The organism is Paenibacillus psychroresistens (assembly GCF_009728935.1).
In the GTDB taxonomy this organism is placed as follows: Bacteria; Bacillota; Bacilli; order Paenibacillales; family NBRC-103111; genus Paenibacillus_AC; species Paenibacillus_AC psychroresistens.
Window position 1 is genome coordinate 3,054,393 of sequence record NZ_CP034235.1, and the last position, 20,460, is coordinate 3,074,852.

The 20,460-nt window shown below is 40.3% G+C and carries 26 protein-coding genes; all 26 read left to right on the top strand.

Going from position 1 to position 20,460, the window contains the following annotated elements:
- Nucleotides 1-8: 8 nt before the first annotated feature.
- The 26 genes from EHS13_RS13740 to EHS13_RS13865 all read left to right on the top strand — a co-directional run bounded on the left by EHS13_RS13740 (nt 9) and on the right by EHS13_RS13865 (nt 20,448).
- On the top strand, nt 9-242 hold the full coding sequence (locus tag EHS13_RS13740; protein WP_155705351.1) for a hypothetical protein: 234 nt from the start codon (nt 9-11) through the stop codon (nt 240-242).
- A gap of 1 nt (nt 243) precedes the next feature.
- Nucleotides 244-1,146 (top strand): stalk domain-containing protein, encoded by a 903-nt coding sequence (locus EHS13_RS13745; RefSeq protein WP_155700888.1) that lies wholly within the window; start codon nt 244-246, stop codon nt 1,144-1,146.
- Nucleotides 1,147-1,264: 118 nt separating this feature from the next.
- Nucleotides 1,265-1,903: a hypothetical protein gene (locus tag EHS13_RS13750; RefSeq protein WP_193571501.1), complete on the top strand. Its 639-nt coding sequence runs from the start codon at nt 1,265-1,267 to the stop codon at nt 1,901-1,903.
- A 687-nt stretch (nt 1,904-2,590) separates the two neighbouring features.
- On the top strand, nt 2,591-3,145 hold the full coding sequence (locus tag EHS13_RS13755; RefSeq protein WP_155700889.1) for a hypothetical protein: 555 nt from the start codon (nt 2,591-2,593) through the stop codon (nt 3,143-3,145).
- Between the two features lie 335 nt (nt 3,146-3,480).
- Complete coding sequence (locus EHS13_RS13760; protein WP_155700890.1) at nt 3,481-3,996, top strand: hypothetical protein; 516 nt, start codon at nt 3,481-3,483, stop codon at nt 3,994-3,996.
- A complete protein-coding gene (locus EHS13_RS13765; RefSeq protein ID WP_227013931.1) occupies nt 3,993-5,822 on the top strand; it encodes a phage terminase large subunit family protein in 1,830 nt (609 codons plus the stop codon). Before EHS13_RS13760 ends, EHS13_RS13765 begins: the two co-directional genes overlap by 4 nt.
- A 25-nt stretch (nt 5,823-5,847) precedes the next feature.
- Nucleotides 5,848-6,075 (top strand): DUF6148 family protein, encoded by a 228-nt coding sequence (locus tag EHS13_RS13770; RefSeq protein WP_227013932.1) that lies wholly within the window; start codon nt 5,848-5,850, stop codon nt 6,073-6,075.
- The gene (locus tag EHS13_RS13775; protein WP_155700891.1) at nt 6,072-7,667 is read left to right on the top strand and encodes a phage portal protein; all 1,596 of its coding nucleotides are present in this window, start codon (nt 6,072-6,074) and stop codon (nt 7,665-7,667) included. The genes EHS13_RS13770 and EHS13_RS13775 overlap by 4 nt, the downstream gene beginning before the upstream one ends.
- Nucleotides 7,618-8,775 carry a head maturation protease, ClpP-related gene (locus EHS13_RS13780; protein ID WP_162463103.1) on the top strand — a complete coding sequence of 386 codons (1,158 nt, stop codon included), beginning with the start codon at nt 7,618-7,620 and terminating at the stop codon, nt 8,773-8,775. Before EHS13_RS13775 ends, EHS13_RS13780 begins: the two co-directional genes overlap by 50 nt.
- Nucleotides 8,775-9,146, top strand: coding sequence for a head decoration protein (locus EHS13_RS13785; protein WP_155700893.1), 372 nt, complete (start codon nt 8,775-8,777; stop codon nt 9,144-9,146). Before EHS13_RS13780 ends, EHS13_RS13785 begins: the two co-directional genes overlap by 1 nt.
- A gap of 15 nt (nt 9,147-9,161) precedes the next feature.
- A complete protein-coding gene (locus EHS13_RS13790) occupies nt 9,162-10,214 on the top strand; it encodes a major capsid protein (RefSeq protein WP_155700894.1) in 1,053 nt (350 codons plus the stop codon).
- A gap of 1 nt (nt 10,215) precedes the next feature.
- Complete coding sequence (locus tag EHS13_RS13795) at nt 10,216-10,578, top strand: DUF7210 family protein (RefSeq protein WP_155700895.1); 363 nt, start codon at nt 10,216-10,218, stop codon at nt 10,576-10,578.
- Between the two features lie 24 nt (nt 10,579-10,602).
- The gene (locus tag EHS13_RS13800; protein ID WP_155700896.1) at nt 10,603-10,929 is read left to right on the top strand and encodes a transposase; all 327 of its coding nucleotides are present in this window, start codon (nt 10,603-10,605) and stop codon (nt 10,927-10,929) included.
- Between the two features lie 35 nt (nt 10,930-10,964).
- Nucleotides 10,965-11,858 carry an IS3 family transposase gene (locus EHS13_RS13805; protein ID WP_227014024.1) on the top strand — a complete coding sequence of 298 codons (894 nt, stop codon included), beginning with the start codon at nt 10,965-10,967 and terminating at the stop codon, nt 11,856-11,858.
- A 125-nt stretch (nt 11,859-11,983) separates the two neighbouring features.
- Nucleotides 11,984-12,313 (top strand): hypothetical protein, encoded by a 330-nt coding sequence (locus EHS13_RS13810; protein ID WP_155700898.1) that lies wholly within the window; start codon nt 11,984-11,986, stop codon nt 12,311-12,313.
- Nucleotides 12,310-12,867 carry a phage tail protein gene (locus EHS13_RS13815; protein WP_155700899.1) on the top strand — a complete coding sequence of 186 codons (558 nt, stop codon included), beginning with the start codon at nt 12,310-12,312 and terminating at the stop codon, nt 12,865-12,867. Before EHS13_RS13810 ends, EHS13_RS13815 begins: the two co-directional genes overlap by 4 nt.
- Nucleotides 12,864-13,343: a hypothetical protein gene (locus EHS13_RS13820; RefSeq protein WP_155700900.1), complete on the top strand. Its 480-nt coding sequence runs from the start codon at nt 12,864-12,866 to the stop codon at nt 13,341-13,343. Before EHS13_RS13815 ends, EHS13_RS13820 begins: the two co-directional genes overlap by 4 nt.
- The gene (locus tag EHS13_RS13825) at nt 13,327-13,605 is read left to right on the top strand and encodes a hypothetical protein (RefSeq protein ID WP_155700901.1); all 279 of its coding nucleotides are present in this window, start codon (nt 13,327-13,329) and stop codon (nt 13,603-13,605) included. The genes EHS13_RS13820 and EHS13_RS13825 overlap by 17 nt, the downstream gene beginning before the upstream one ends.
- Nucleotides 13,605-15,062 carry a phage tail sheath family protein gene (locus tag EHS13_RS13830; protein WP_155700902.1) on the top strand — a complete coding sequence of 486 codons (1,458 nt, stop codon included), beginning with the start codon at nt 13,605-13,607 and terminating at the stop codon, nt 15,060-15,062. Before EHS13_RS13825 ends, EHS13_RS13830 begins: the two co-directional genes overlap by 1 nt.
- A 14-nt stretch (nt 15,063-15,076) precedes the next feature.
- On the top strand, nt 15,077-15,655 hold the full coding sequence (locus EHS13_RS13835) for a phage major tail tube protein (RefSeq protein WP_155700903.1): 579 nt from the start codon (nt 15,077-15,079) through the stop codon (nt 15,653-15,655).
- 21 nt (nt 15,656-15,676) lie between these two features.
- A complete protein-coding gene (locus EHS13_RS13840; RefSeq protein ID WP_155700904.1) occupies nt 15,677-15,991 on the top strand; it encodes a phage tail assembly protein in 315 nt (104 codons plus the stop codon).
- A 114-nt stretch (nt 15,992-16,105) separates the two neighbouring features.
- A complete protein-coding gene (locus tag EHS13_RS13845) occupies nt 16,106-18,352 on the top strand; it encodes a phage tail tape measure protein (protein ID WP_155700905.1) in 2,247 nt (748 codons plus the stop codon).
- Nucleotides 18,342-18,560 carry a tail protein X gene (locus EHS13_RS13850; RefSeq protein WP_155700906.1) on the top strand — a complete coding sequence of 73 codons (219 nt, stop codon included), beginning with the start codon at nt 18,342-18,344 and terminating at the stop codon, nt 18,558-18,560. Before EHS13_RS13845 ends, EHS13_RS13850 begins: the two co-directional genes overlap by 11 nt.
- Nucleotides 18,557-19,570, top strand: a complete 1,014-nt coding sequence (locus tag EHS13_RS13855; RefSeq protein ID WP_155700907.1) for a phage late control D family protein — start codon at nt 18,557-18,559, stop codon at nt 19,568-19,570. Before EHS13_RS13850 ends, EHS13_RS13855 begins: the two co-directional genes overlap by 4 nt.
- Nucleotides 19,570-20,052 carry a phage baseplate assembly protein V gene (locus EHS13_RS13860; protein ID WP_155700908.1) on the top strand — a complete coding sequence of 161 codons (483 nt, stop codon included), beginning with the start codon at nt 19,570-19,572 and terminating at the stop codon, nt 20,050-20,052. The genes EHS13_RS13855 and EHS13_RS13860 overlap by 1 nt, the downstream gene beginning before the upstream one ends.
- 30 nt (nt 20,053-20,082) lie before the next feature.
- Nucleotides 20,083-20,448 carry a phage tail protein gene (locus EHS13_RS13865; protein WP_227014025.1) on the top strand — a complete coding sequence of 122 codons (366 nt, stop codon included), beginning with the start codon at nt 20,083-20,085 and terminating at the stop codon, nt 20,446-20,448.
- Nucleotides 20,449-20,460 lie beyond the last annotated feature (12 nt).

Consider the following 20,460-nt stretch of genomic DNA (forward strand, 5'->3'; position numbering starts at 1 on the left):
TAGGGGTGATTGCAATAGAAAATACGAATAAACGTTCGCATGAAGAAGAACTATTACTAAGGCATGAAATAGAACTCATGGAAGGTATCCTTGAATCTAAATCAAAGTATAGGAAGATTATTCAAGCCGGTATTGCCCGTTGGGTGAAGGACTTTCAAGATGGACGGATTGAGATTAAATCGGTTGAGGATTTAAAGAAGTTAATTGAGATTGATCTGGAGCTGCAGAAAGAAGATTATTAAAATGAAGTATATTAAATTGTGGTATATTAAGGAAGTTAATAGGAAAGGAATTGATCATTTGAAACTAAAGCAATTAATAATTATATCTACCGTTGTCCTTTATTGTGGTGCTACTATGATTTTCACTACTCCAATTCAAGCAGCAGATATAAAACCTCCTACAATTGTTATTGATGGAAAATCTATTTCTTTTGATAGTAGCCCTTTAATAGTTGAGGGGACAACACTGGTACCATTTAGAAGCATTTTTGAAGAATTAGGCTGTGAAGTCAAATGGGACCCGGAATCTAATAAGGTCACGGCAAATAAAGACAATACAGAAATCATATTGATTATTAATTCTTTAAATGCATTAGTAAATGGAGAAAATGTAATTCTTAAAGTACCGCCTCAATTAATAAAAGGGCATACGATGGTACCTTTGCGCTTCGTCAGTCAATCTTTAGGGAAAGAAGTAAAATGGGATTCGAAATCGAATGAAGTAAATATCTTTTCAAATCCAGTAAACACATCGATTCCAAGTCCAACACCGACACCTTTGGCAACACCAACGGCAACACCAACGGCAACACCAACACCAACACCAACACCAACACCAACAGCAGCACCAACAGCAACACCAGATGCGTTCCCTAATATAACGTCTAAGGTTAATTTTTATGATGGCAAGTTTTTACTTATTATCTTAAATAAAACAACAACTATCAGTGAGATTGAAAATGAGAAACAGAATAAAGTTATTGAATATTTAGGGCATACAATAACAGCCATTTATAGAGACACAATCACTAATGAACAGTTAAAAGTTATTATTCTAAATTTTGAACTAGTTGCTGATTCTGATTTTTTGAAAACTCTTAAAAAGTCTGACTTTGATGAAATAAGAAAAAGTTTTGTTAGATAATTGTTATAACATCGCTAATTGCGGTGTTTTTTATTTTGAGTAACTTACCTTATTTTTTGTTGTTAGTGAGCTTCATCAATTTTGAAAACAAACTCAACACAATGGATGGTGAAATCTAATGAATGAAAGACAATCTCACAGAGGTGCGCCGTTCGGCAATAAAAATGCCATTGGCAATCAAGGAGGCGCACCTCCGATGAATCAGAATGCTCTTGGTAATCGTGGGGGGCATGGTGCTGCCATTGGGAATAAACATGCGATAACAACAGGAGAACACGAAACCATCTGGCTGGATACCCTTCAAGCAGATGAGGTTAATCTATATCCTCAGATTAAGACAGATATTCGGTTGCAATTTGATGAAGAGATTCGATTATTAACGATACGAGAAAGACGAATGCTGCAGCGTATTCAGTCCTTGTGTAATGGTATGAATGAAAAACAGAGGCGTGTGCTGCAGGAGCGTCGAACCATAAAAACGTTGCAGCAATATGAAGACAAGAATGGGAAAACACAATTCATGGTTATGCCCGAGGAACAACTTGTCATTACACAAATCGAAGAGAAAGAATATCGTGTCACGGATGATATCCTAAAGTATGAAGAAGCTTTGACACGCATCCAGGGGAAGAAAATTAAAGTGATGCTGCTAAAGAAGAAGTTGGAAGATTCGAGTCATTTGCTTCCGTTGATACTCGAAGAGAAACAACAACGCATCAACATGATGAGGGCTAGAACGGAAAGATGGAATTCGTAATAAAACGAAGTAAGAACAAGTATTCGCGTGTTTGGATATCTCCCATATTCATAATTTGACTGATTTTGACCTATTTTGAGCAAATCTGAAATCTATTAAAAAGATCGCTTCATATATTCTTTTAATAGCTTGTAGCACTTCGGTCTTTTCGATTTTCCAATCCTTTTCAAAAGATTGTTAAGACCAATCGGATAGACAGCAACCAGATACATCATCCAAACCAGCTCACTAAATATGTTGTCTTTTTTTTTTTTTTTGAGCGAGGACCACCGAGCGTGACTTCAATAGGAGGATGTTGCAATACCTCGTGCGAATACAGTGTTATCTTGCTGATCAATTTTGAGATAGTGATGATGAAACTATCGTTTCTTTGAAAAACGTTCTATTATTAGAATAATAGTTAATAATACTATTCCACCAACTATAAATTCAATGATATTGCTTAGTTTAAACTTATCGTTGATTCCTGAGTATCGTTTCCCATGATCTCCATATCCAATGAAGGTGATGATTACGACTATGATGCAGGCATAAAAGACAAATCTATATTTACTTTTGATCATGTCCACATCCTTAATTTGGTAGATTAATACATTATAGTACGAATCATCAGCGGATGGGTTACATTGTGCATGGGGCTAGCCGTGATGGTGAATGTAGATATATCGCAGTAGGGAGGACTATTAAATGAAACATGGCTTAAAATTTGTTGACGAATTTCCCGTGTTTGGAGATGTATTAGAAAAACTCTACCTTAAGAGAGAACTAGACAATTGGTACAGTTCAATTTGTCAACAAGAAGTAGTGATTCCGTTAGAAATTAATGCAATTCCTAATGTTTTAGATATAGATATAAGGGAAAGATACTCACCCTCTACAGAAGTTTTTATAAATTCAAAAAAAGTATTAGGTGAGGGCAGTTTTATGTTTGAGCAAGAAGTTCAAATTCGGATCTCAAAAATTATACCAGTGTATTCTATGGAGTTTTGTTATGGGATTAGACATAATACTATTATTAGTCAAATAAATACATGGGGACCACCTCAAACAGAGTTTCTAATAAACGCACAAGAAATAATCACAAAATTATTCGCGTCGAATGGATATATCTTATTAGGTGAACAGTATGATTTGTACGACACTGTATTTGATTGGAAGAAATTAAAAAGTATCGATCCAGTGAATAGAAGGTTGACTCTTGGTGATGCTGTTTTTGTAGATATTTTAGATTTATGTCTTTAGGCAACACTAAACTTGCTTACAAATTATCTGAAACCACAATACGAGCATACCTCGTATTGTGGTTTCCCTATATTCGCTGCTCATTAAATGATATCTAATAGGGTGTGAATTTCGATACAAGGTGTACCAAATCCAGGTATACCGCGGGTCCTTTGGCTACTTTTTGTAGTGCGGGTACGCGCGACCCCGAAATGTGTCCAGTTACTTTCAAAAAAACTCACTTTCGCTTTCCGTAGTTTTTTCCTACGGAAGGCTTTTTGATTTTGTTTCTTCTATAGAAGCGTGCAAACGAAAATTTGAAAAATTGAATCATAAACGAAAGTCGGTGTAGGTTAATGCCAAAGGAAAAAGCGAAAGAGGTGCAGTTCCATGAAGCAGAAGTATTAACGAATATGCTGGCACAAATTGTGGGGAAGACGCCACAGTGGATTCGTCAACTAACCCGCGATCGAATATTGATGCAGGTTGGAAGGGGCAGATATATATTAGGTGAATCTGTCCAGGCATACATCCAACATGTCTCAGGTGGAAAAGAGACTGATAATAAACCACGTTTTATTGATGAAAAGACAGCACATGAACGAATTAAGAAAGAGAAGGCTACCTTAGAGTTAGAACTGATGAGGGGGGATTTACATGCGACGAAAGATATTGAAAAGCTAATGACGGAAATGATTTTAACTGTTAAGGCAAAGCTGCAGGTGATTGCTTTTCGGTTGGCACCTCAACTTGAGAATGAAACAGAATTGGTAATTGAAACGGCTATTTCAAATGAGATTAACGAGGCTCTTAAAGGGTTATCAGAATATTCACCGACATTATTTGTTAACCAAGATGAGCCTGACGATTGAAACGGCGTACCCAAATCACAACCGTTGATCTCTTTGCGAAACTAGCCAAGCTTTGGGCACCTACACCAAATCTCACAATATCAGAATGGGCAGATAGGCATCGATTTCTCACCTCGGAAACAAGTGCTGAACCAGGATTGTGGCGGACGGAACGCGTCCCCTACTTACGCGTAATTATGGATTCAGTTACGGATAGAGGTGTTGAAGAGATTGTCATTATGGCTTCTGCTCAAATATCCAAAACGGAGTTTATGTTGAATATGGTTGGTTATCATATCGATGTGGATCCTGCACCGATTCTTTTCATGCTGCCGAATAAAGATTTGATTGAGTCTTTTTCTAAGAAGCGATTAGCAACTATGATAACCGCTAGTCCAAGGTTAAGAAACAAAGTCAGCGAATCCAAGAGTCGAGATGCTAGCAATACAATTTCTGAAAAGAGTTTTCCAGGTGGTTATATTGCAATCGTTGGAGCGAATTCTCCAGCATCTCTTTCCAGCCGGCCTATTCGTATTGTGCTTTGTGATGAGGTGGACCGTTATCCGGTAAGTTCTGGAACTGAAGGTGACCCTATTGCGCTAGCTACAAAACGGTCAACTACTTTTAGAAATCGCAAGCACGTGTTTGTCTCGACACCAACATTGAAAGAATCATCGCGGATTGAACAGCTTTATAATGATAGCACGATGGAAGAATGGAACATGCATTGTCCGAGCTGCGATGGCATGCAGCCGTTGAAATGGGCGCAGGTTAAGTTTAAATATGAGAAGTCAGTAAGTGGAGAATTCATTATCAAAAAAGTTGAGCATGCCTGTAAAATGTGCGGAGCTCTTCATAATGAAAAAGAATGGAAACGAGGTGTAGGTGAATGGATAGCACATAAAGAGCATTCCAGTCGAAGAGGGTTTCACCTCAATCAACTTATTAGTCCGTGGTCAACCTGGACCGAAATCGTAAAATCCTTTCTTATTGCGAAACGTGACGGTCCAGAAAAAATGAAAGTTTGGATAAATACCGTACTGGGTGAGACTTGGGAAGAAGAAGGAGAGCAAGTCGAAGAAGAACAACTCTTGAAACGTTGCGAAGGATATCCAGCAGATGTACCCGATCAGGTTGCGGTACTTACTGCAGCTGTTGATGTCCAGGATGATCGCTTTGAGATTGAGGTGGTTGGCTGGGGGCAGGGTAAAGAATCATGGGGGATTTTCTATCACAAGATTTTTGGTGATTTGCGGCAACCAAAGATTTGGCAAGAGCTCGATGAATTCTTATCTCGCAGCTGGTCAAAGAAAGGAAATCTAAAGCTTGGTATTGCTTGTGTCTGTGTTGATTCAGGCGGCCATTTCACTCAAGAGGTGTATCGCTTCTGCGCACCTAGAGAATCACGGCGCATTTTTGCTATCAAAGGGCAAGGAACACAGAATGGTGAATATATACCACTTATCAACGGAAATACACGAACCAAACGAGAGCGTGCTATTTTATTTAACTTAGGTGTAGATGAAGGGAAGGGCAAAGTTTTATCCAGTCTCAAAATTAATGAAGTCGGACCGGGCTTCTGCCACTTCCCTTTGGATCGTGGTTACAACGGGAGTTATTTTAAAGGACTAACTGCTGAGAAATTAATTACGCGTTATAAACAAGGCATTGCTTCTCGAATTTGGAAGCAAGTCTATGATCGAAACGAGCCATTAGATTTACGGGTTTATAACACTGCAGCGTTGGAAATATTGAATCCAAAATTAGATGTACCCATACCACCAGAAGGTGGTATTTCGTTTGTGAAAAAACAGAAACGACGTGGGGTCATTAGTAAAGGACTCTGATAAAGAAAGGAGGTGAATGGAACAAATGGCAGGATGGACACTCGTACAAGCTAAGGAAAGATTGCAGATGTGGTTGGATGCTGAGGCAGCTGTTGCAACAGGACAAGAATATCGAATTGGGACACGGTCCTTAAGACGTGTTGATTTGAAAGATATTCGCGAGCAAATGTTATTCTGGAATCGACAGGTAGAGCAGTTGCAAAGCGGCCGGCAAGGGATGCGTGTAATGCGTGTTGTTCCGCGTGACTTATGAATCCAATCGATCGCATAATTAATACACTATCTCCGAGCTGGGCTCTGAAACGACAGGCTGCTCGACAAAAATTAAGTATCCTCAATAGTGGCTATTCCAACCATGGAGCCAATACAACCAAGAAATCCATGCTAGGTTGGAATTATTTCAGTCGTTCACCAGATGAAGATATTACAAAGAATCTAAACATTCTTAGGCAGCGTTCAAGGGATCTCTATATGGGAGGTGCTGCGCTAGCAACTGGCGCATTAAAAACGGCTAGAACTAATGTAGTGGGTACCGGGTTGCGATTAAAACCATCTCTAGATGCCGCTTTTTTAAATCTATCTGAGGCAGAAGAAGTTGAGCTGAAAGCCAGTATTGAACGAGAGTTCGCGCTATGGTCGGAATCACTCGATTGTGATTCGATGCGAATGAATAACTTTTTTGAACTTCAGCAAATTGCTTTTATGTCTCAATTAATGAGTGGGGATTGCTTTGCAATGCTCCCCGTTACCCCTCGAAAACATGCGGTGTATGACCTGCGTGTTCGACTTGTAGAAGCCGATCGATGCTGCAATCCAGGGCAAGACAGTTCGATTAACCCTAACGGCAAGGATATACGGGGTGGCGTTGAAATGGATGCGGACGGAGCTGTTGTGGCTTATTGGTTTGCCAAAAACTATCCTCAGGTTTTTATGACAGCTGATAAACAAGAGTGGGTAAGAATTGAAGCCTTTGGTGAAGAAAGTGGAAGGCGCAATGTACTTCATTTGATGGAGTCAGAACGGCCGGAGCAACGTAGGGGCGTTCCTTTGTTAGCACCAGTTATCGAATCCCTAAAGAAACTGGGTCAATATACAGAAGCTGAATTAATGGCTGCCTTAGTGAGCGGCATGTTTACTGTGTTTATTAAGACGAATACTCCTGAGAATGGTCCAATTGGTCAAAGTATCCCGATGGAAGACTTGATTGATGAACAAGATGAAGGTTCGTATGAGCTTGGTAATGGTTCCATCGTTGGTCTTGCGCCTAATGAATCGGTAGAAACAGCGAATCCCGGACGGCCCAATACAGCGTTTGATGGTTTTGTCACGGCTATACTCAGGCAAGTTGGATCTGCTTTAGAAATCCCATACGAATTATTAGTCAAGAATTTCACATCATCTTATTCAGCTAGCCGCGCAGCTCTTTTGGAAGCATGGAAGATGTTTCGGATGCGTCGGGTTTGGTTGGCTAATGATTTTTGTCAACCCATTTATGAAGAATGGTTTACTGAAGCTGTTGCAAAGGGACGTATCCCAGCTTACGGCTTTTTTGATAATCCTTTGATTCGAAAAGCTTACACACGTGCGGAGTGGCATGGACCAGCGCAAGGTCAAATCGATCCATTAAAAGAAGTGAATGCAGCAAAAATCAGAGTCGAAGAAGGTTTCAGCACCCGTGAAAGAGAGACTTCGGAATTAACAGGTGGTAGCTTTGAGGCCAACTTACGGCAGCGTATGCGTGAAGAACGTATGCGGCGTGAAGCTGGTTTATCCGATGAAGGAGGTGAAAACAAAAATGCCAATAACAACAAAAACATTCTGGAACCTGAAACAGACGACGAATAATAGCGCAGAACTTACCATTTATAGCCCTATCGATGATGAAGAATCATGGTGGTACGATTCAGTAACCCCAAAATCTTTAATGAGAGAATTGGATGCTGCAGGCGATGTTACGGAAATTGTAGTCCGTATCAATAGTGGGGGTGGAAGTGCATTCGCGGGTTTAACCATCTACGAATTACTCAAAAACCATAAGGCATCGATTACTACTCGTATTGATGGACTCGCAGCTTCAGCAGCTTCAATTATTGCGATGGCTGGCGATAAGATTGTAATGGGTACAGGGGCTATGATGATGGTTCATAATCCTTGGACGATGGCAATGGGCGAATCCAAAGATTTAAGACATACAGCGGATGTATTGGATCAAGTAGCTAAATCGCTAATCAGTGTTTATCAGGATCGGACTGGATTGGATCCGAAAGACATCAAGAAGTTACTGGATAAAGAGACTTGGTTGACTGCGGATGAAGCTGTTTCTCAAGGTTTTGCAGATGAAGTTGATCGAAAATACATGGTTTCAGCATCCATAAATGATGGTTTTGCTGTCTTTAATGGTCAAAAATTCAGTTTAAAAGCCTTTGCAATGATTCCGAATTTGCCAAAAGCGAGCGAAGAAGAGACGGAAACGGTCACTAAAGAGGAAGAAACGGATTCAAATCAACAGCAAACGGAGTCTGAAACACCAGAAACGGTTCATGAAAATACAGAAGATGAGTCCCATAAGGAGGAAGAAACAGTGAAAGATTTGAATGAATTGCAAACAAAACATCCGGAAATTTACAAAGCAGCTGTTCAAAGTGGTGTGGATCAAGAACGTGGTCGTATTAAATCTCTTAATGATTTAGTAATGCCCGGTAACGAAATCATCATTGATAAGGCCAAGTACGAAACGGGAGCCAGCGCAGCCGAGACTGCGGTAGAGATTCTGAAAGCAGACAATTTAAAGCGCAAAGGCATGGGTGGAAAGATTCTACAAGATGCATCTAACTCAGGTATGAACCAACTTGATACAGCTGCTCCTGAAGAAGAAAAAACAGAAGAGGATAAAATTAAAGACACATCGCAAAGTCTTCTTAATTTTATTAAAAAGAAAAGAGGTAATCAATAATGACAAAAAATTTAATTTCTTCAGCTTCACTCGAGCAGGATAATTTAATTGCCGGTGGTATTATGCCAATCGTTACAGATATTGTGACATTAAAAAGTGGAGCTGCTTATTTGCGTGGAAGTGTTCTTGCTGTCATTACAGCGACTTCACTTGCTGTAAAAGTTGATTCTACAAAATCAGATGGCTCACAGGTAGCATATGCCATTTTAGCTGAAGATACGGATGCTACTTCGGTAAACACGCCTGCTGTAGTTTACATGACAGGCGAATTTAATGCAGCAAAGCTAATTTTTGGTGGTACGGACACGATTACAATTCATAAGAAAGCCCTGCGTGCGCTTAGTCTTTTTGCTAAGACGTTGCAAGGATAGGGAGGGGAAAACAATATGCCAGCTCAAATTAGTATCTATGACCCACGCGTTATGTATGAAGCTATTATCAATCGTCCACCAGCACATACTTTCCTGAAAAAAATGTTTTTCAACGAGGTTAAAACGTTTGATACGCCTTTTGTTGATGTGGATTATTATAAATCTCGTCGCAAGATGGCGCCTTTTGTTTCACCTCGATTGCCGGGAAAAGTGATCTCGCGTGAGGGATTTATTACGAAAACCTATACACCTCCGCAGCTAAAACCGCTAAGGGGAATAAATGGAGAGAACATTAACAAACGCAGTTTAGGTGATACTCTCTACACTCGGAAATCACCAGCAGATCGAGCAGCTGAATTACTTGCAAGTGATATTGTTGAACTGGATGATTCCATAACGCGTCGTGAAGAATGGATGTATGCTCAGGTTTTGTTTTCCGGCCAAGTTCATATGCTTGGTGAAGGTGTGGATGAATTATTGGACTTTAACTTCACGCAAAAAGATACTTTGTCTGGAACGGATAAATGGGACAATGCTGCAAGTGATCCATATGCACAGTTATATGAGCGCAGACGAGTCGTTGTCAAAAACTCCGGAGTAAACCCTGATACCTCACTTATGGCAAGTGATGTCGTTCAAGTCTTTATCACTCATCCAAAAATCAAGGAGTTACTGGATATTCGTCGAGTAGAACTTGGAATGATTAATCCTCGTCAATTACCGAATGGCGCAACTTATATTGGCTCGCTGTCAGCGCTTGGTTTGGATATTTATAGTTATGACGAGTGGTTTCTCGATGAGGATACCGATCCGCTAAATCCGACCGAACAACCGATGATACCCTCAGGTCATATTTGGTTGGGATCGACTCAAGCGAAATTCAGTACGTATTATGGAGCTGTTACGCTTGTGGATCCGGATACGAAAGACTTCTATACCGTGGAAGGTGACCGTATACCGCAAAGTTGGGTAAGTATTGAACCACCTCAACGTTTTCTACAAATTAATAGTCGTCCTTTACCGGTACCACATGAAGTTGACAGCTGGTACATCATCGAGGTGATATAAAATGGCGATTACGAGTGCATGGAATATCCAGCACAATGGCATAAAGTATCCAGCTGGTGAGGTCATTGACTTGCTTTCTGAGGAAGAAGAACAGGAATTAATCGATAAAGGTAAAGCCAAAAGGGTCCCGGTGGTTTATGTAACCGAGGACTCTTTTACATTGGATGGCAACAGTCAAAATGATTCCGATATTCTCACTATCCAGCAATTTAGTGACTTGAAAGCGGATGAGCAAAAAGCACAGTTACTATTGTTAGGTATCGATCCAGCTTCGAAACTAGACCTTCGTGTTCAACAATATACACAATGGTTTCTATTTAGCCCCCTAGGAGACTTGGACAGTACACCCCTTAATCAAATATAATTATATTAGACGGAGGGGAACGTTATGAAGCGAGTACAGTATGATCTTAATTTTAAGATGGATATCATTCGAAAAGGGAAAGAGATTGGGAACTTTACAGCAGTAGCCAGGCAGCACGAACTGGATCCCAAGATGGTCATGCGATGGGCAAAAGAATTAAATCGTAAGGATGTGGATAAGTTAGATGGTGCTAGCAAAAGACAAGCCCAGTTTATACCTACCCCTGATGATTATAAACAGTTAGAGCATGAGAATGAAAAGCTGAAGAAGCTACTAGCGGAACAAGCTCTGGAAAGAGAAATTCTCAAAGACCTACTAAAAAAAACGAACCCAAACTTGCGGATAAAATAGAGATTGCCCACAAATATATTGTCCAAGGGCATTGTATTACCTTAGTGCTCCGTGTGGTGGAAGTCGAACGCTCGACGTATTATGCACATGTGAATAAAGCGGAATTAAAACCTATCCACAGGGTCGGTCGCCCCGCACCTGGTTTATCTTATACAGCAGATGGCAAGCCCGTAAGTGATGAAGAGATCACAGAATGGCTGATGGAATTCATAGCGGGTGAGGGAGCAGCCTACGGCTACCGCAAGCTCACTGTGCTTCTTAGAAGACGCCACAAACTTGTGATTAACAAGAAGAAAGTCTATAGGCTATGTAAGTCTATGAACGTCCTACGTCCACAGCGTAAGTTAAAGAATAAGCATCCAAGAAGACTTGCTAACAACCGTTTAATCACCGGCTCCAATCAATTGTGGGAGACCGATATTAAGTACGGATGGATTGCTGGCGAGTACCGTTTCTTCTTCATAATGAGCATTATAGACGTGTTTGATCGTGCCATTATTTCGTATCATCTTGGCTTAACCTGTGAGGCTAAACATCTGGTTCAGATCACTCAGGAGGCCCTTATGAAGCGTCAATTATTCGGGAAACCACAGGAAGAGAAACCTTTTATACGCTCCGATAATGGTCCACAATTCATCAGCCAACTGTTTGAAGATGCATGCGAGAACTTTCAAATGATTCATGAGCGGATTCCGCCTAGAACACCAAATAAAAATGCTCACATTGAATCATTTCATTCTATTTTGGAAGCGGAATGCTACCAACGCCATGAATTTGAAACGTATCCACAGGTCTATGAGATCGTTTCTCAATTCATAAAAGATTACAATCAACAACGGATCCATGGGAGTATTTATGACCTATCACCCTATGAATATATCGAAGCATTGAAGAAAAATCTCGTACAGCCTAAACATATTAAGGTGTAAACCGTGAAAAATGGAGCAAACAAGAGCAATATCTAGCAATTCTATGAGATCATTTCGTTAAGAGGTGTAGCGTCCAGCATAAGGGTGTTCAGCCGGTTTGATGCTCAAGACGATGAGGTGGTTAGTTGAATTTACGAGAACAAATTGCAAAGGATATAGGCACCTTTATAAACAATAATGAATTTTTTGAGGATCATGATGTAAACGGTCAAACTCTTTCAGTGATGATTGATAATGACGCCTTTAAGGGCCGCTCACGTCAACCAACTGATCTCTATAATGCTACTAGTGGAGTTTCCATTGGTAGCATTATTCTTTATGTAAAAGAGTCCGATATGGAAGACCGTCCAGTAATTGAACAGCATCTTCGATTGGACGGCAAGTTGTATCTCGTTTCAAGTTGCAATGAGAATATGGGGATGCTTGAAATTGGATTGGAGGCGAATGAAGCGTGATTAAGGTTACTGCACCACAAATAGATAGAGCAATCAAACTGCTGAATCATATTCCTGGTGCAGCACCTAAAGCGATATTTCGTGCAATCAATCGTGCTGCAGATACTGCTCGTACAGAAGCAGCACGCAAAGTCAGGGAAACCTATTATATCGATTACGGCGCTATTCTTTCCACCATAAGGATTCGAAAAGCAACAAATAGTAGATTATCTGCTAGGGTCACTTCACGTGGTCATGCTACGCCTTTATATGCGTTTCGTGTAACCCCAAAGCAAATATCTCCTAAAAGAAAAACACCGATAATTGTTAAAGTAAAACGTGGAGAAGGCGGCCCTATTAAGCGTGCATTTGTGGCTAAAATTTATGGTATGACAAATATTTATGAACGTGTTGGTAAAAAACGTATACCTGTACGGACACTTTACGGACCGCCTATTCCACAAATGATTGGAAATAAAACAGTTGCAGCCTGGGTTGAACAGAAAGCAGTCGAGAAGCTTAATGATAGGATCGATCACGAAATAAGCAGGGAACTGGAGGCGTTTGAAGGATGACACCGATCATATTGATCGATTCGTTAATTGCCTTTGTTGAAATGGCTGTTGTTAATTTCGAGCTACAGTCTAATAACCCAGATATTAAAAAGGCTCCGCAAGTTTTGGGAGGATACCTGGACGAGAAGAAGCCTGGACCAAAACAAGACCCACCAGATTTCCCTTATGTCATTATTCGATATTTAGAAGATGATGATCAACAGGATGGTAATAATGCAAAGGTTCGAATTATGGCAGGCACTTACAGCGAAGATGCTAAAGACGGATGGCGTGATGCAATGAACGTTATTACTCGGATAAAGCAGGCTTTGCTTAAACAGGGTATAATCGGCGGTTGTTTCAGAGTTGAAAAGCCCATTAAGACTGAGCTACCAGAGGAGCAGCCTTATCCGGAATGGGTGGCACTTATGACGATAAGCGTGGTAATGCCACAGATTTATGAAGAAGGAGGGTACCAAAGTGACCTCGAGAATTAAAAATAAAGTTGTGCTAGAAAAACAAGAAGCTTTAATTTATTGTGGTCCGCATCTTAAGGGCGGGTTATTAAATCAATTCACGATTTATAAGAATGGATTTCCAATTCATCTGGTCAAACATTTAGAGCAATGTCCTGCAATCAAGAATTTATTTGTTCCTATTGCAGAAATGGTTGACACAATTCAACTAACCTCAGAACAAGGTTCCGCTCAACACGTGTGGTTCCAAGAAATCTCAAATTATAAAGGAAGTGAAATCTAATGGCGTATAAACATGGAGTGTTTGTTAGTGAGATACCAACCTCAATCATTCCACCGGTTTTAGCTACCGCAGGATTACCAGTTGTTTTTGGTACCGCTCCAATTAACCTTGGAGCGGATCAGCAATATGCAAACAAACCTTTTTTAGCTTATTCAAAGGAAGAAGCAATTGCTGCTCTTGGCTATTCTTCGGATTGGGAAAAGTATTCGTTGTGTGAGTTTATGGTTTCATATTTCGATTTGTTTAATGTGGCGCCAGTTGTTTTCGTAAATGTATTGAATCTAACTGATCACAAGCTTGCCATTGTCGACACAGCCAGAACGCTTGTTGGTGGTATCGTGAAACTTGCTCAGACGGGCATTTTACTTAATACATTAGTCTTAAAATTAACAGTCGGAGGAACTCTTCTAGTTAAAAACACCGATTATACCGCGGCGTTTAATAGTGCAGGTGAAGTTGTGATCACGCGAGTCGTTGGTGGTCTGCTTGTAGCAGCTAACTCCACTTTTGTTGCTTCTTATGATTACTTAGATGCAGCAGCTGTTGACTCAGCGGATATAATTGGTGGGGTTGATGGAACGACTGGCGCTGTAACTGGATTGGAGCTAATCAATAAAGTATTTCCTTTATTCCAGTTAGTGCCTGGTCAAATTGTTGCACCGGGATGGAGTCATAATTCAGCAGTTGCAGCGGTAATGGTAGCAAAGGCTAGTAGTATCAATGGGTTGTTTAAAGCGATCGCAATTACAGATGTAGATGCGACAAACGCTGGAGCTGATCTTTATACCGAAGTGCCGGCTTGGAAGAATACCAACAACTATTCCAGCACATTTCAGTTAGTAGGTTGGCCCAAGCTTATGTTGGATGATGTCATTTATTACATGTCTTCTCAGTTGGCTGGTTTAATAAGTAAAACGGATGCCCTAAATGATGATATCCCATATGTAAGTCCTAGTAACCAAAACTTACAGGCAGTTTCAGCAGTTACAGCAGCTGGTTTAGAAGTTTCACTTGGCCCTGATCAAGCAGCGTATTTGAATGGTAATGGTATTATCACGGCTATGAATTTTATTGGCGGTTGGAAACTTTGGGGCAATTACACTGGGGCATTTCCTGCGAGTACGGATGTAAAGGATGTGTTTGGATCTATTCGTCGCATGTTCAATTGGGTGGGGAATACAATCATCCTTACTTTTATGAGTAAAGTAGATAGCCCGATGAAGAAACGGACAATAGATTCCATTGTCGATAGTTTAAATATCTGGTTAAACGGTTTAACAGCACGTGGAGCTTTATTAGGAGGTCATGTTGAATTCCGGACAAGTGAAAACCCTTCAACGGATTTGCTTGCAGGCAAAGTAAATCTGCATGTATTTCTTACTCCACCTGTACCAATGCAAGAAATTAATTTTGCACTTGAATTCGATGTAAATAATTTGAACGCGTTGTTCGCGTAGATGGAGGAAAATTTATGGCTTTTCCAATAAATCCACAGTTAAAAGGTGCTGTGACAAAACCTGCTATTAATACGATCCCTGAGCGATTAACTGCTTTTCGTGTATACAGTGGAGATGACTCGACTGATTACAAAGGTATCAGCGATATTCAAATACCATCATTAGAACCGATGAAAGATACGGTTAAAGGTGCAGGGATTGCGGGTGAATACGAATCCCCGACTCTAGGCCAATTCAGCAGCATGAAGCTGACAATGAACTGGAGAGCAATTACTAAGGAACAGCTGCTAATTACTGCGCAAAAATCTCAAAAGTTTGATTGCCGGGGTGTTAATCAGGTTTATGATGCCGCAGCTGGAACGTATTCTACTCAAAGTATAAAAATTGTGGTGCAAGGTCCACCAACGAAAGTCGATCCAGGTAAATTCGATACTAGCAGCACGAGCGGTGGATCCACTGAAATCGAGGTTCTTTACTTGAAGATCGATATCGATGGAGTAAATGTTCTTGAAATTGACAAGCTGAATTATAAATGTGTGATTGATGGAGTTGATTATTTGGCTTCAACCAAGACTGCTCTAGGCCTAACATAAAAATAAAGTGAGGGTAAATGCATGAAAATTAAACTTAAAAAGCCCTTTAATAAAGGTGAAGTAACAGTAACTGAGTTCGATATTGATTTTGTGAAGTTGACTGGATACCAAATTATTGAAGCAGAAGTTGAAGCGAGAGGGATGGGAGAAACTAGCCCAAACCCTCTTTTTTCATCTCGTGGACTAGCAATTATTGCAGCAAAGGCCTCTGGGCATATTCCAGAAGATATAATTGGCTTATCCGCGCCTGACTTTCTAATGGTAACAAATACGGTGAGCAATTTTTTGTACGGATGGGTCTTGCCGGGATTGATTCAAGAGCCCTCCGAAGGGTAACACTCAACATGTCAAAATCATCATTCACTTCTCTGGAGTTTTGGTTAAATATGCCGATTCCTGAATTGTTAGAATGGCTAGAATCAATGTTAGACACAAAAGGAGCTGGTTAACGTGGCGCAGAAAGTCTATGAAATTAGTTTTGCAATTGCTGGAAAAATGGCGAGCGGCTTTGGCGGCACGTTTGACTACGCTACCACTCATGTTAATAAACTCAAAACAGAAGTTCAGCAGCTCAACGCTCAGTATAAAAAAGGCACCGTCCCTCTTGAGGAGTACAGTGATAAACAAAGCAAGCTTACTCGTAAAATTCGAGAGACGGAAGCGGCTCAAGCTTTATTCAATAGAGGTTTACAAAAACAGCAGAGCATAACCTCAGCAATTACTCGAGCAGCAGCTAGATCGGTAAGGAATACCCTTTCCGTTGGAGCAGGCGCTGTTGCAATTGGTGGAGGGTTTGCACTAGTATCTGCAATTGGTGATGCGATTGATTTTCAAGATGCTATGCTAGGCGTGGCTAAACAGGTTCAAGGAGCCAGGGATTCAAATGGCGAATTGACCAAAACTTATTATCAAATGGAATCTGAAATTAAAAAATTAGGTCGTGACATTCCGATATTAACTAATGATATTGCCGGAATGGTCGAAGCAGCCTCTCGAATGAATGTTCCTAAAGAGCAATTAATCGAGTTTACTACCTTGATTTCTAAAATGTCAGTAGCGTTTGAGATGGTTCCAGCCGAAGTTGCAGATGACATGGGTAAGATTGCAAATGTTATGCAAATACCGATTACAAAATTAAAAGAACTTGGAGATACCGTTAACTATTTAGATGATAATTCTGTATCAAGAGGTCAAGATATTATTGCTGTATTGCTGAGAACTGGCGGAATATTAAAGCAGGTTAACATGTCGGCTGCTCAAGGGGCAGCGCTTGGAAGTACTTTCCTTTCATTGGGAAAATCAGAAGAGGTGGCAGCAACAGCTACTACAGCTCTAATTCGTGAACTTGCTATCGCTCAGGAACAACCGAAGGATTTTCAAAAAGGATTAAAAGCCTTGGGAATGACTTCTGCTCAGGTAAATAAAGGGATGACTCAAGATGCACAAGGTACAATTTTGAATGTATTGAGTGCAATAAATAAACTCCCAAAGGAAAGACAGGCCTCCATTACGACTGGATTATTCGGAAAAGAATATGGTGACGATATCGCCGCTATTGCTGGTGCCATAGGTGAATATCGGCGAGAGATTGCACTGATTAGTGATGAAAAAGCAAAAGGATCAATGGATAAGGAGTATGATGCTAGGCTAAAAACAACTAGCGCCCAAATTGTACTAATGAAAAATTCTTTCATGGAAACAAAGGTTGCCTTAGGGTCAGTGTTTTTACCCGCATTGAATATTGTTTTTAAAGATATTGCAAAAGGTTCTGTGAAAGCAGCAGATTATTTTGAGAAGATAGGGCCTGCTTTGAGTGAATCGATTGAGGGAGGAGTAAACAGTGCTAAAGACTATTTAAGATCACATTTTCTAAACAATCCTGAATTTCAAAGTCTATCGTTATCAGCAAAAATAGGCTTCGTGTTTGACGATCTGTGGAAGACATTCACGGCGTGGTATGACAGTACTGGTAGTGGTTACGTTTCAAACGTGACTGCAAGATTAACAGCTGGCTTAGCAGCAGGAATTGTTGCATCCGCTGTGCCTATCACTGAAGCAGGTATAAAACTAGGTGTATCTTTGGCTCAAGGTATGTGGGACGGGTTGCAAGAATTTTTGGCAGATCATCAATTGTTGGCTACGGTTTTAGCTGGAACTGCTGGGGCTGTTCAAGGATCTAGATTAGGACCTTGGGGAGCTGTCGCTGGAGGAGTCACTGGCGTTGTTGGTACAAGTGTTGGCGCATCAAACGCAAATTTTAACCAAACTGTAAAAAAAATTGACGATGTAACAGCTTATGAGTCAAGTTGGTCTGGGATCCCAGTGGATACAATCCATTCTATGCCATTTGCAGATCAAATTGTTTTATGGGATAAATTCTTAGTTGAAATATCCAAAAAAACAAACATGACATTTGAAGAATTAAAAGGTAAGAAGTCATATGAGTTATTACCAATAATTGAATCTATGCCAAAAAGTGATCCGAACAACACTCAAAACTCAGTATGGAAGAATTTTAATGAAAAATTTCTTTCAAACGGTCCTAGCCAAAGTATCGTAAATCAAATTACATTTTCACCAGTAATTCATGGTTCGGATGCAAGTATAATACCAGAATTACAAAAGCAACAAACTTTATTTACTGATAACATCAATGCTTTTTTGAATCAGAAATGGAGACTGAGTTATGAAAAATAAAACGTATAGCACCATACAGGGTGACATGTGGGACGGAATCGCAATGAAGGTTTTTGGAAATGAAAGCTACATGGATAAGCTGATTGAAGCAAATCCAAGTCAACAAACGAGGGTTATATTTCCCGCCAACATAGTATTAAATATTCCGGTAATCGCGGTACCCACTTCTTCAAATCTTCCACCTTGGAAACGTGGTGATAATGATTGACCAGGCGAGCTCATCTTGAGCTGAAATACAATAAAATTAATATCTATGAGGATCTTAAACCTCATCTTAAAAGTTGGACATTCACTGACAATATGAGCGGTGAAGCTGATGATTTACAGATTGTTCTGGAGGACATTGCAAAACTTTGGATAGGTGATTGGATGCCAGACGAAGGAGCTGCTTTAACTGCTACTGTTATCCGAGAAGATTGGCTGAAAGAGTATACTTCGGATAAATTATCTCTCGGACTATTTGAGATCGATGAAATTGAAGTTGAGTATCCGCCATCCAATGTAACGATTAAAGCCACATCGATTCCACAATCCTCATCTCTTCGGAGCCAGGTTAAAAACCGAGCTTGGGAGAAGAGTAGACTTTCCATTGTTATTCGGGATGTCGCCGCTGGATCTAAATTGAAATATTTTTATGATACGGAAGACAATCCTGAATACGATCGGATTGATCAGTCAGGAGAAACGGACCTACAATTCTTAATGCGTATCTGCACAGATGCTGGGCTTTGTTTAAAGATTACCGATGCTCAGATTGTTGTTTTCGATGAACGGAAGTATGAAGTAAAACCCATAATTGCGGACATTACCAGAGGGCTTACTGAAATTAAGAGTTACTCCGGTCGAAAGACTTTAAACGGGTCATATCACTCATGTCGGGTGGAATACAACAATGCCAATGATGATATAACGATTAAACATACATTTACTCCACCTAACCCGCCAAAAACAGGACGGGTTTTAGTTATTAATGAGCGAGTAACAACAGTTAAGGAAGCTGAGCTGCTTGCTAAAAAGCGGCTTAGAGATGCCAACAAAATTGCATGTACATTCCAGTTAGGTCTTCCAGGCGATACAACCTATCTCGCGGGTCTAACAGTCAATCTATTGAACTTCGGTAAATTTAACGGGAAATATATTATCACCCAAGCTACTCATGGGCAGCAAGGTGGATTTGAAACAAAGTTACAGCTTAGAAAATGTTTGGAGGGCTATTGATGCAAGAATTAATTCGTGTTGGACATATATCTTCCATTGCTCCAGATAAAGCCGCAGCTCGAGTAACATTCGCTGATAAATCGGAAGTCGTTACGCTAGAATTGCCTATTATTGTACGTGGATCCTTGGCCGCTAAAGATTATTGGATGCCAGAACCTAATGAGCCGGTACTTTGTTTATTCTTACCGAACGGTAGCGCACAGGGTTTTATTCTTGGATCCTTCTATTCGAAAAATAATCCGCCTCCAGTAGTAGATGAGACTAAACGCTATATCTCCTTTCCAGATGGTACAAGTATCGAATACGATATGGCCACGAGTACTATGAATATTGTTGCTGTTGGAGAAATTAATATAGTGGCAACAGGCAATGTCAATGTAATTGGTGATGTAATCGCGGATGGTATCAGTCTTAAACATCATATTCACACTGATGTAACGACTGGATCAGGTAATACCGGTGAACCTGATGGGGGTGCTTAACTTGGGGTAATTGGTAGTTTTGGTGATGTTATATTTCAAGTTTCTGCCGATAAAATTAGGACATTTGATGACTTTGTGCGAAACAATGCAGATCGTTGGGAGAGTCATGAGATTATTGGCCAGAAACCGAAAAAAGAATTTATTGGTCCTGGTCTAGATCAAATCACATTTAATATGCGGTTTGATGCTAACCTAGGTGTGAGTCCTCGCAAAGAAATGGAAGCCTTAATGGTTTTATCCCGAAACGGAAAAGCAGCCCCCTTAATAATTGGTGGAAAGGCTTTAGGCGTTAATAAGTGGATTATTACTGGTTTGGTCCACAAGTGGAAAAATATTGATAACAAAGGCAATCTATTGCAAGCCGATCTAGAGATCAGTTTAGAGGAATATGTTTAGGAGGTCTTATTA

What these genes read in the sequence shown, in the direction of transcription:
- EHS13_RS13745 (WP_155700888.1), top strand. Translation starts at nt 244, where the DNA reads ATGAAGTATATTAAATTGTGGTATATTAAGGAAGTTAATAGGAAAGGA.
- EHS13_RS13750 (WP_193571501.1), top strand. Translation starts at nt 1,265, where the DNA reads ATGAATGAAAGACAATCTCACAGAGGTGCGCCGTTCGGCAATAAAAAT.
- EHS13_RS13755 (WP_155700889.1), top strand. Translation starts at nt 2,591, where the DNA reads ATGAAACATGGCTTAAAATTTGTTGACGAATTTCCCGTGTTTGGAGAT.
- EHS13_RS13760 (WP_155700890.1), top strand. Translation starts at nt 3,481, where the DNA reads ATGCCAAAGGAAAAAGCGAAAGAGGTGCAGTTCCATGAAGCAGAAGTA.
- EHS13_RS13770 (WP_227013932.1), top strand. Translation starts at nt 5,848, where the DNA reads ATGGCAGGATGGACACTCGTACAAGCTAAGGAAAGATTGCAGATGTGG.
- EHS13_RS13775 (WP_155700891.1), top strand. Translation starts at nt 6,072, where the DNA reads ATGAATCCAATCGATCGCATAATTAATACACTATCTCCGAGCTGGGCT.
- EHS13_RS13780 (WP_162463103.1), top strand. Translation starts at nt 7,618, where the DNA reads ATGCCAATAACAACAAAAACATTCTGGAACCTGAAACAGACGACGAAT.
- EHS13_RS13785 (WP_155700893.1), top strand. Translation starts at nt 8,775, where the DNA reads ATGACAAAAAATTTAATTTCTTCAGCTTCACTCGAGCAGGATAATTTA.
- EHS13_RS13790 (WP_155700894.1), top strand. Translation starts at nt 9,162, where the DNA reads ATGCCAGCTCAAATTAGTATCTATGACCCACGCGTTATGTATGAAGCT.
- EHS13_RS13795 (WP_155700895.1), top strand. Translation starts at nt 10,216, where the DNA reads ATGGCGATTACGAGTGCATGGAATATCCAGCACAATGGCATAAAGTAT.
- EHS13_RS13800 (WP_155700896.1), top strand. Translation starts at nt 10,603, where the DNA reads ATGAAGCGAGTACAGTATGATCTTAATTTTAAGATGGATATCATTCGA.
- EHS13_RS13820 (WP_155700900.1), top strand. Translation starts at nt 12,864, where the DNA reads ATGACACCGATCATATTGATCGATTCGTTAATTGCCTTTGTTGAAATG.
- EHS13_RS13830 (WP_155700902.1), top strand. Translation starts at nt 13,605, where the DNA reads ATGGCGTATAAACATGGAGTGTTTGTTAGTGAGATACCAACCTCAATC.
- EHS13_RS13835 (WP_155700903.1), top strand. Translation starts at nt 15,077, where the DNA reads ATGGCTTTTCCAATAAATCCACAGTTAAAAGGTGCTGTGACAAAACCT.
- EHS13_RS13840 (WP_155700904.1), top strand. Translation starts at nt 15,677, where the DNA reads ATGAAAATTAAACTTAAAAAGCCCTTTAATAAAGGTGAAGTAACAGTA.
- EHS13_RS13850 (WP_155700906.1), top strand. Translation starts at nt 18,342, where the DNA reads ATGAAAAATAAAACGTATAGCACCATACAGGGTGACATGTGGGACGGA.
- EHS13_RS13860 (WP_155700908.1), top strand. Translation starts at nt 19,570, where the DNA reads ATGCAAGAATTAATTCGTGTTGGACATATATCTTCCATTGCTCCAGAT.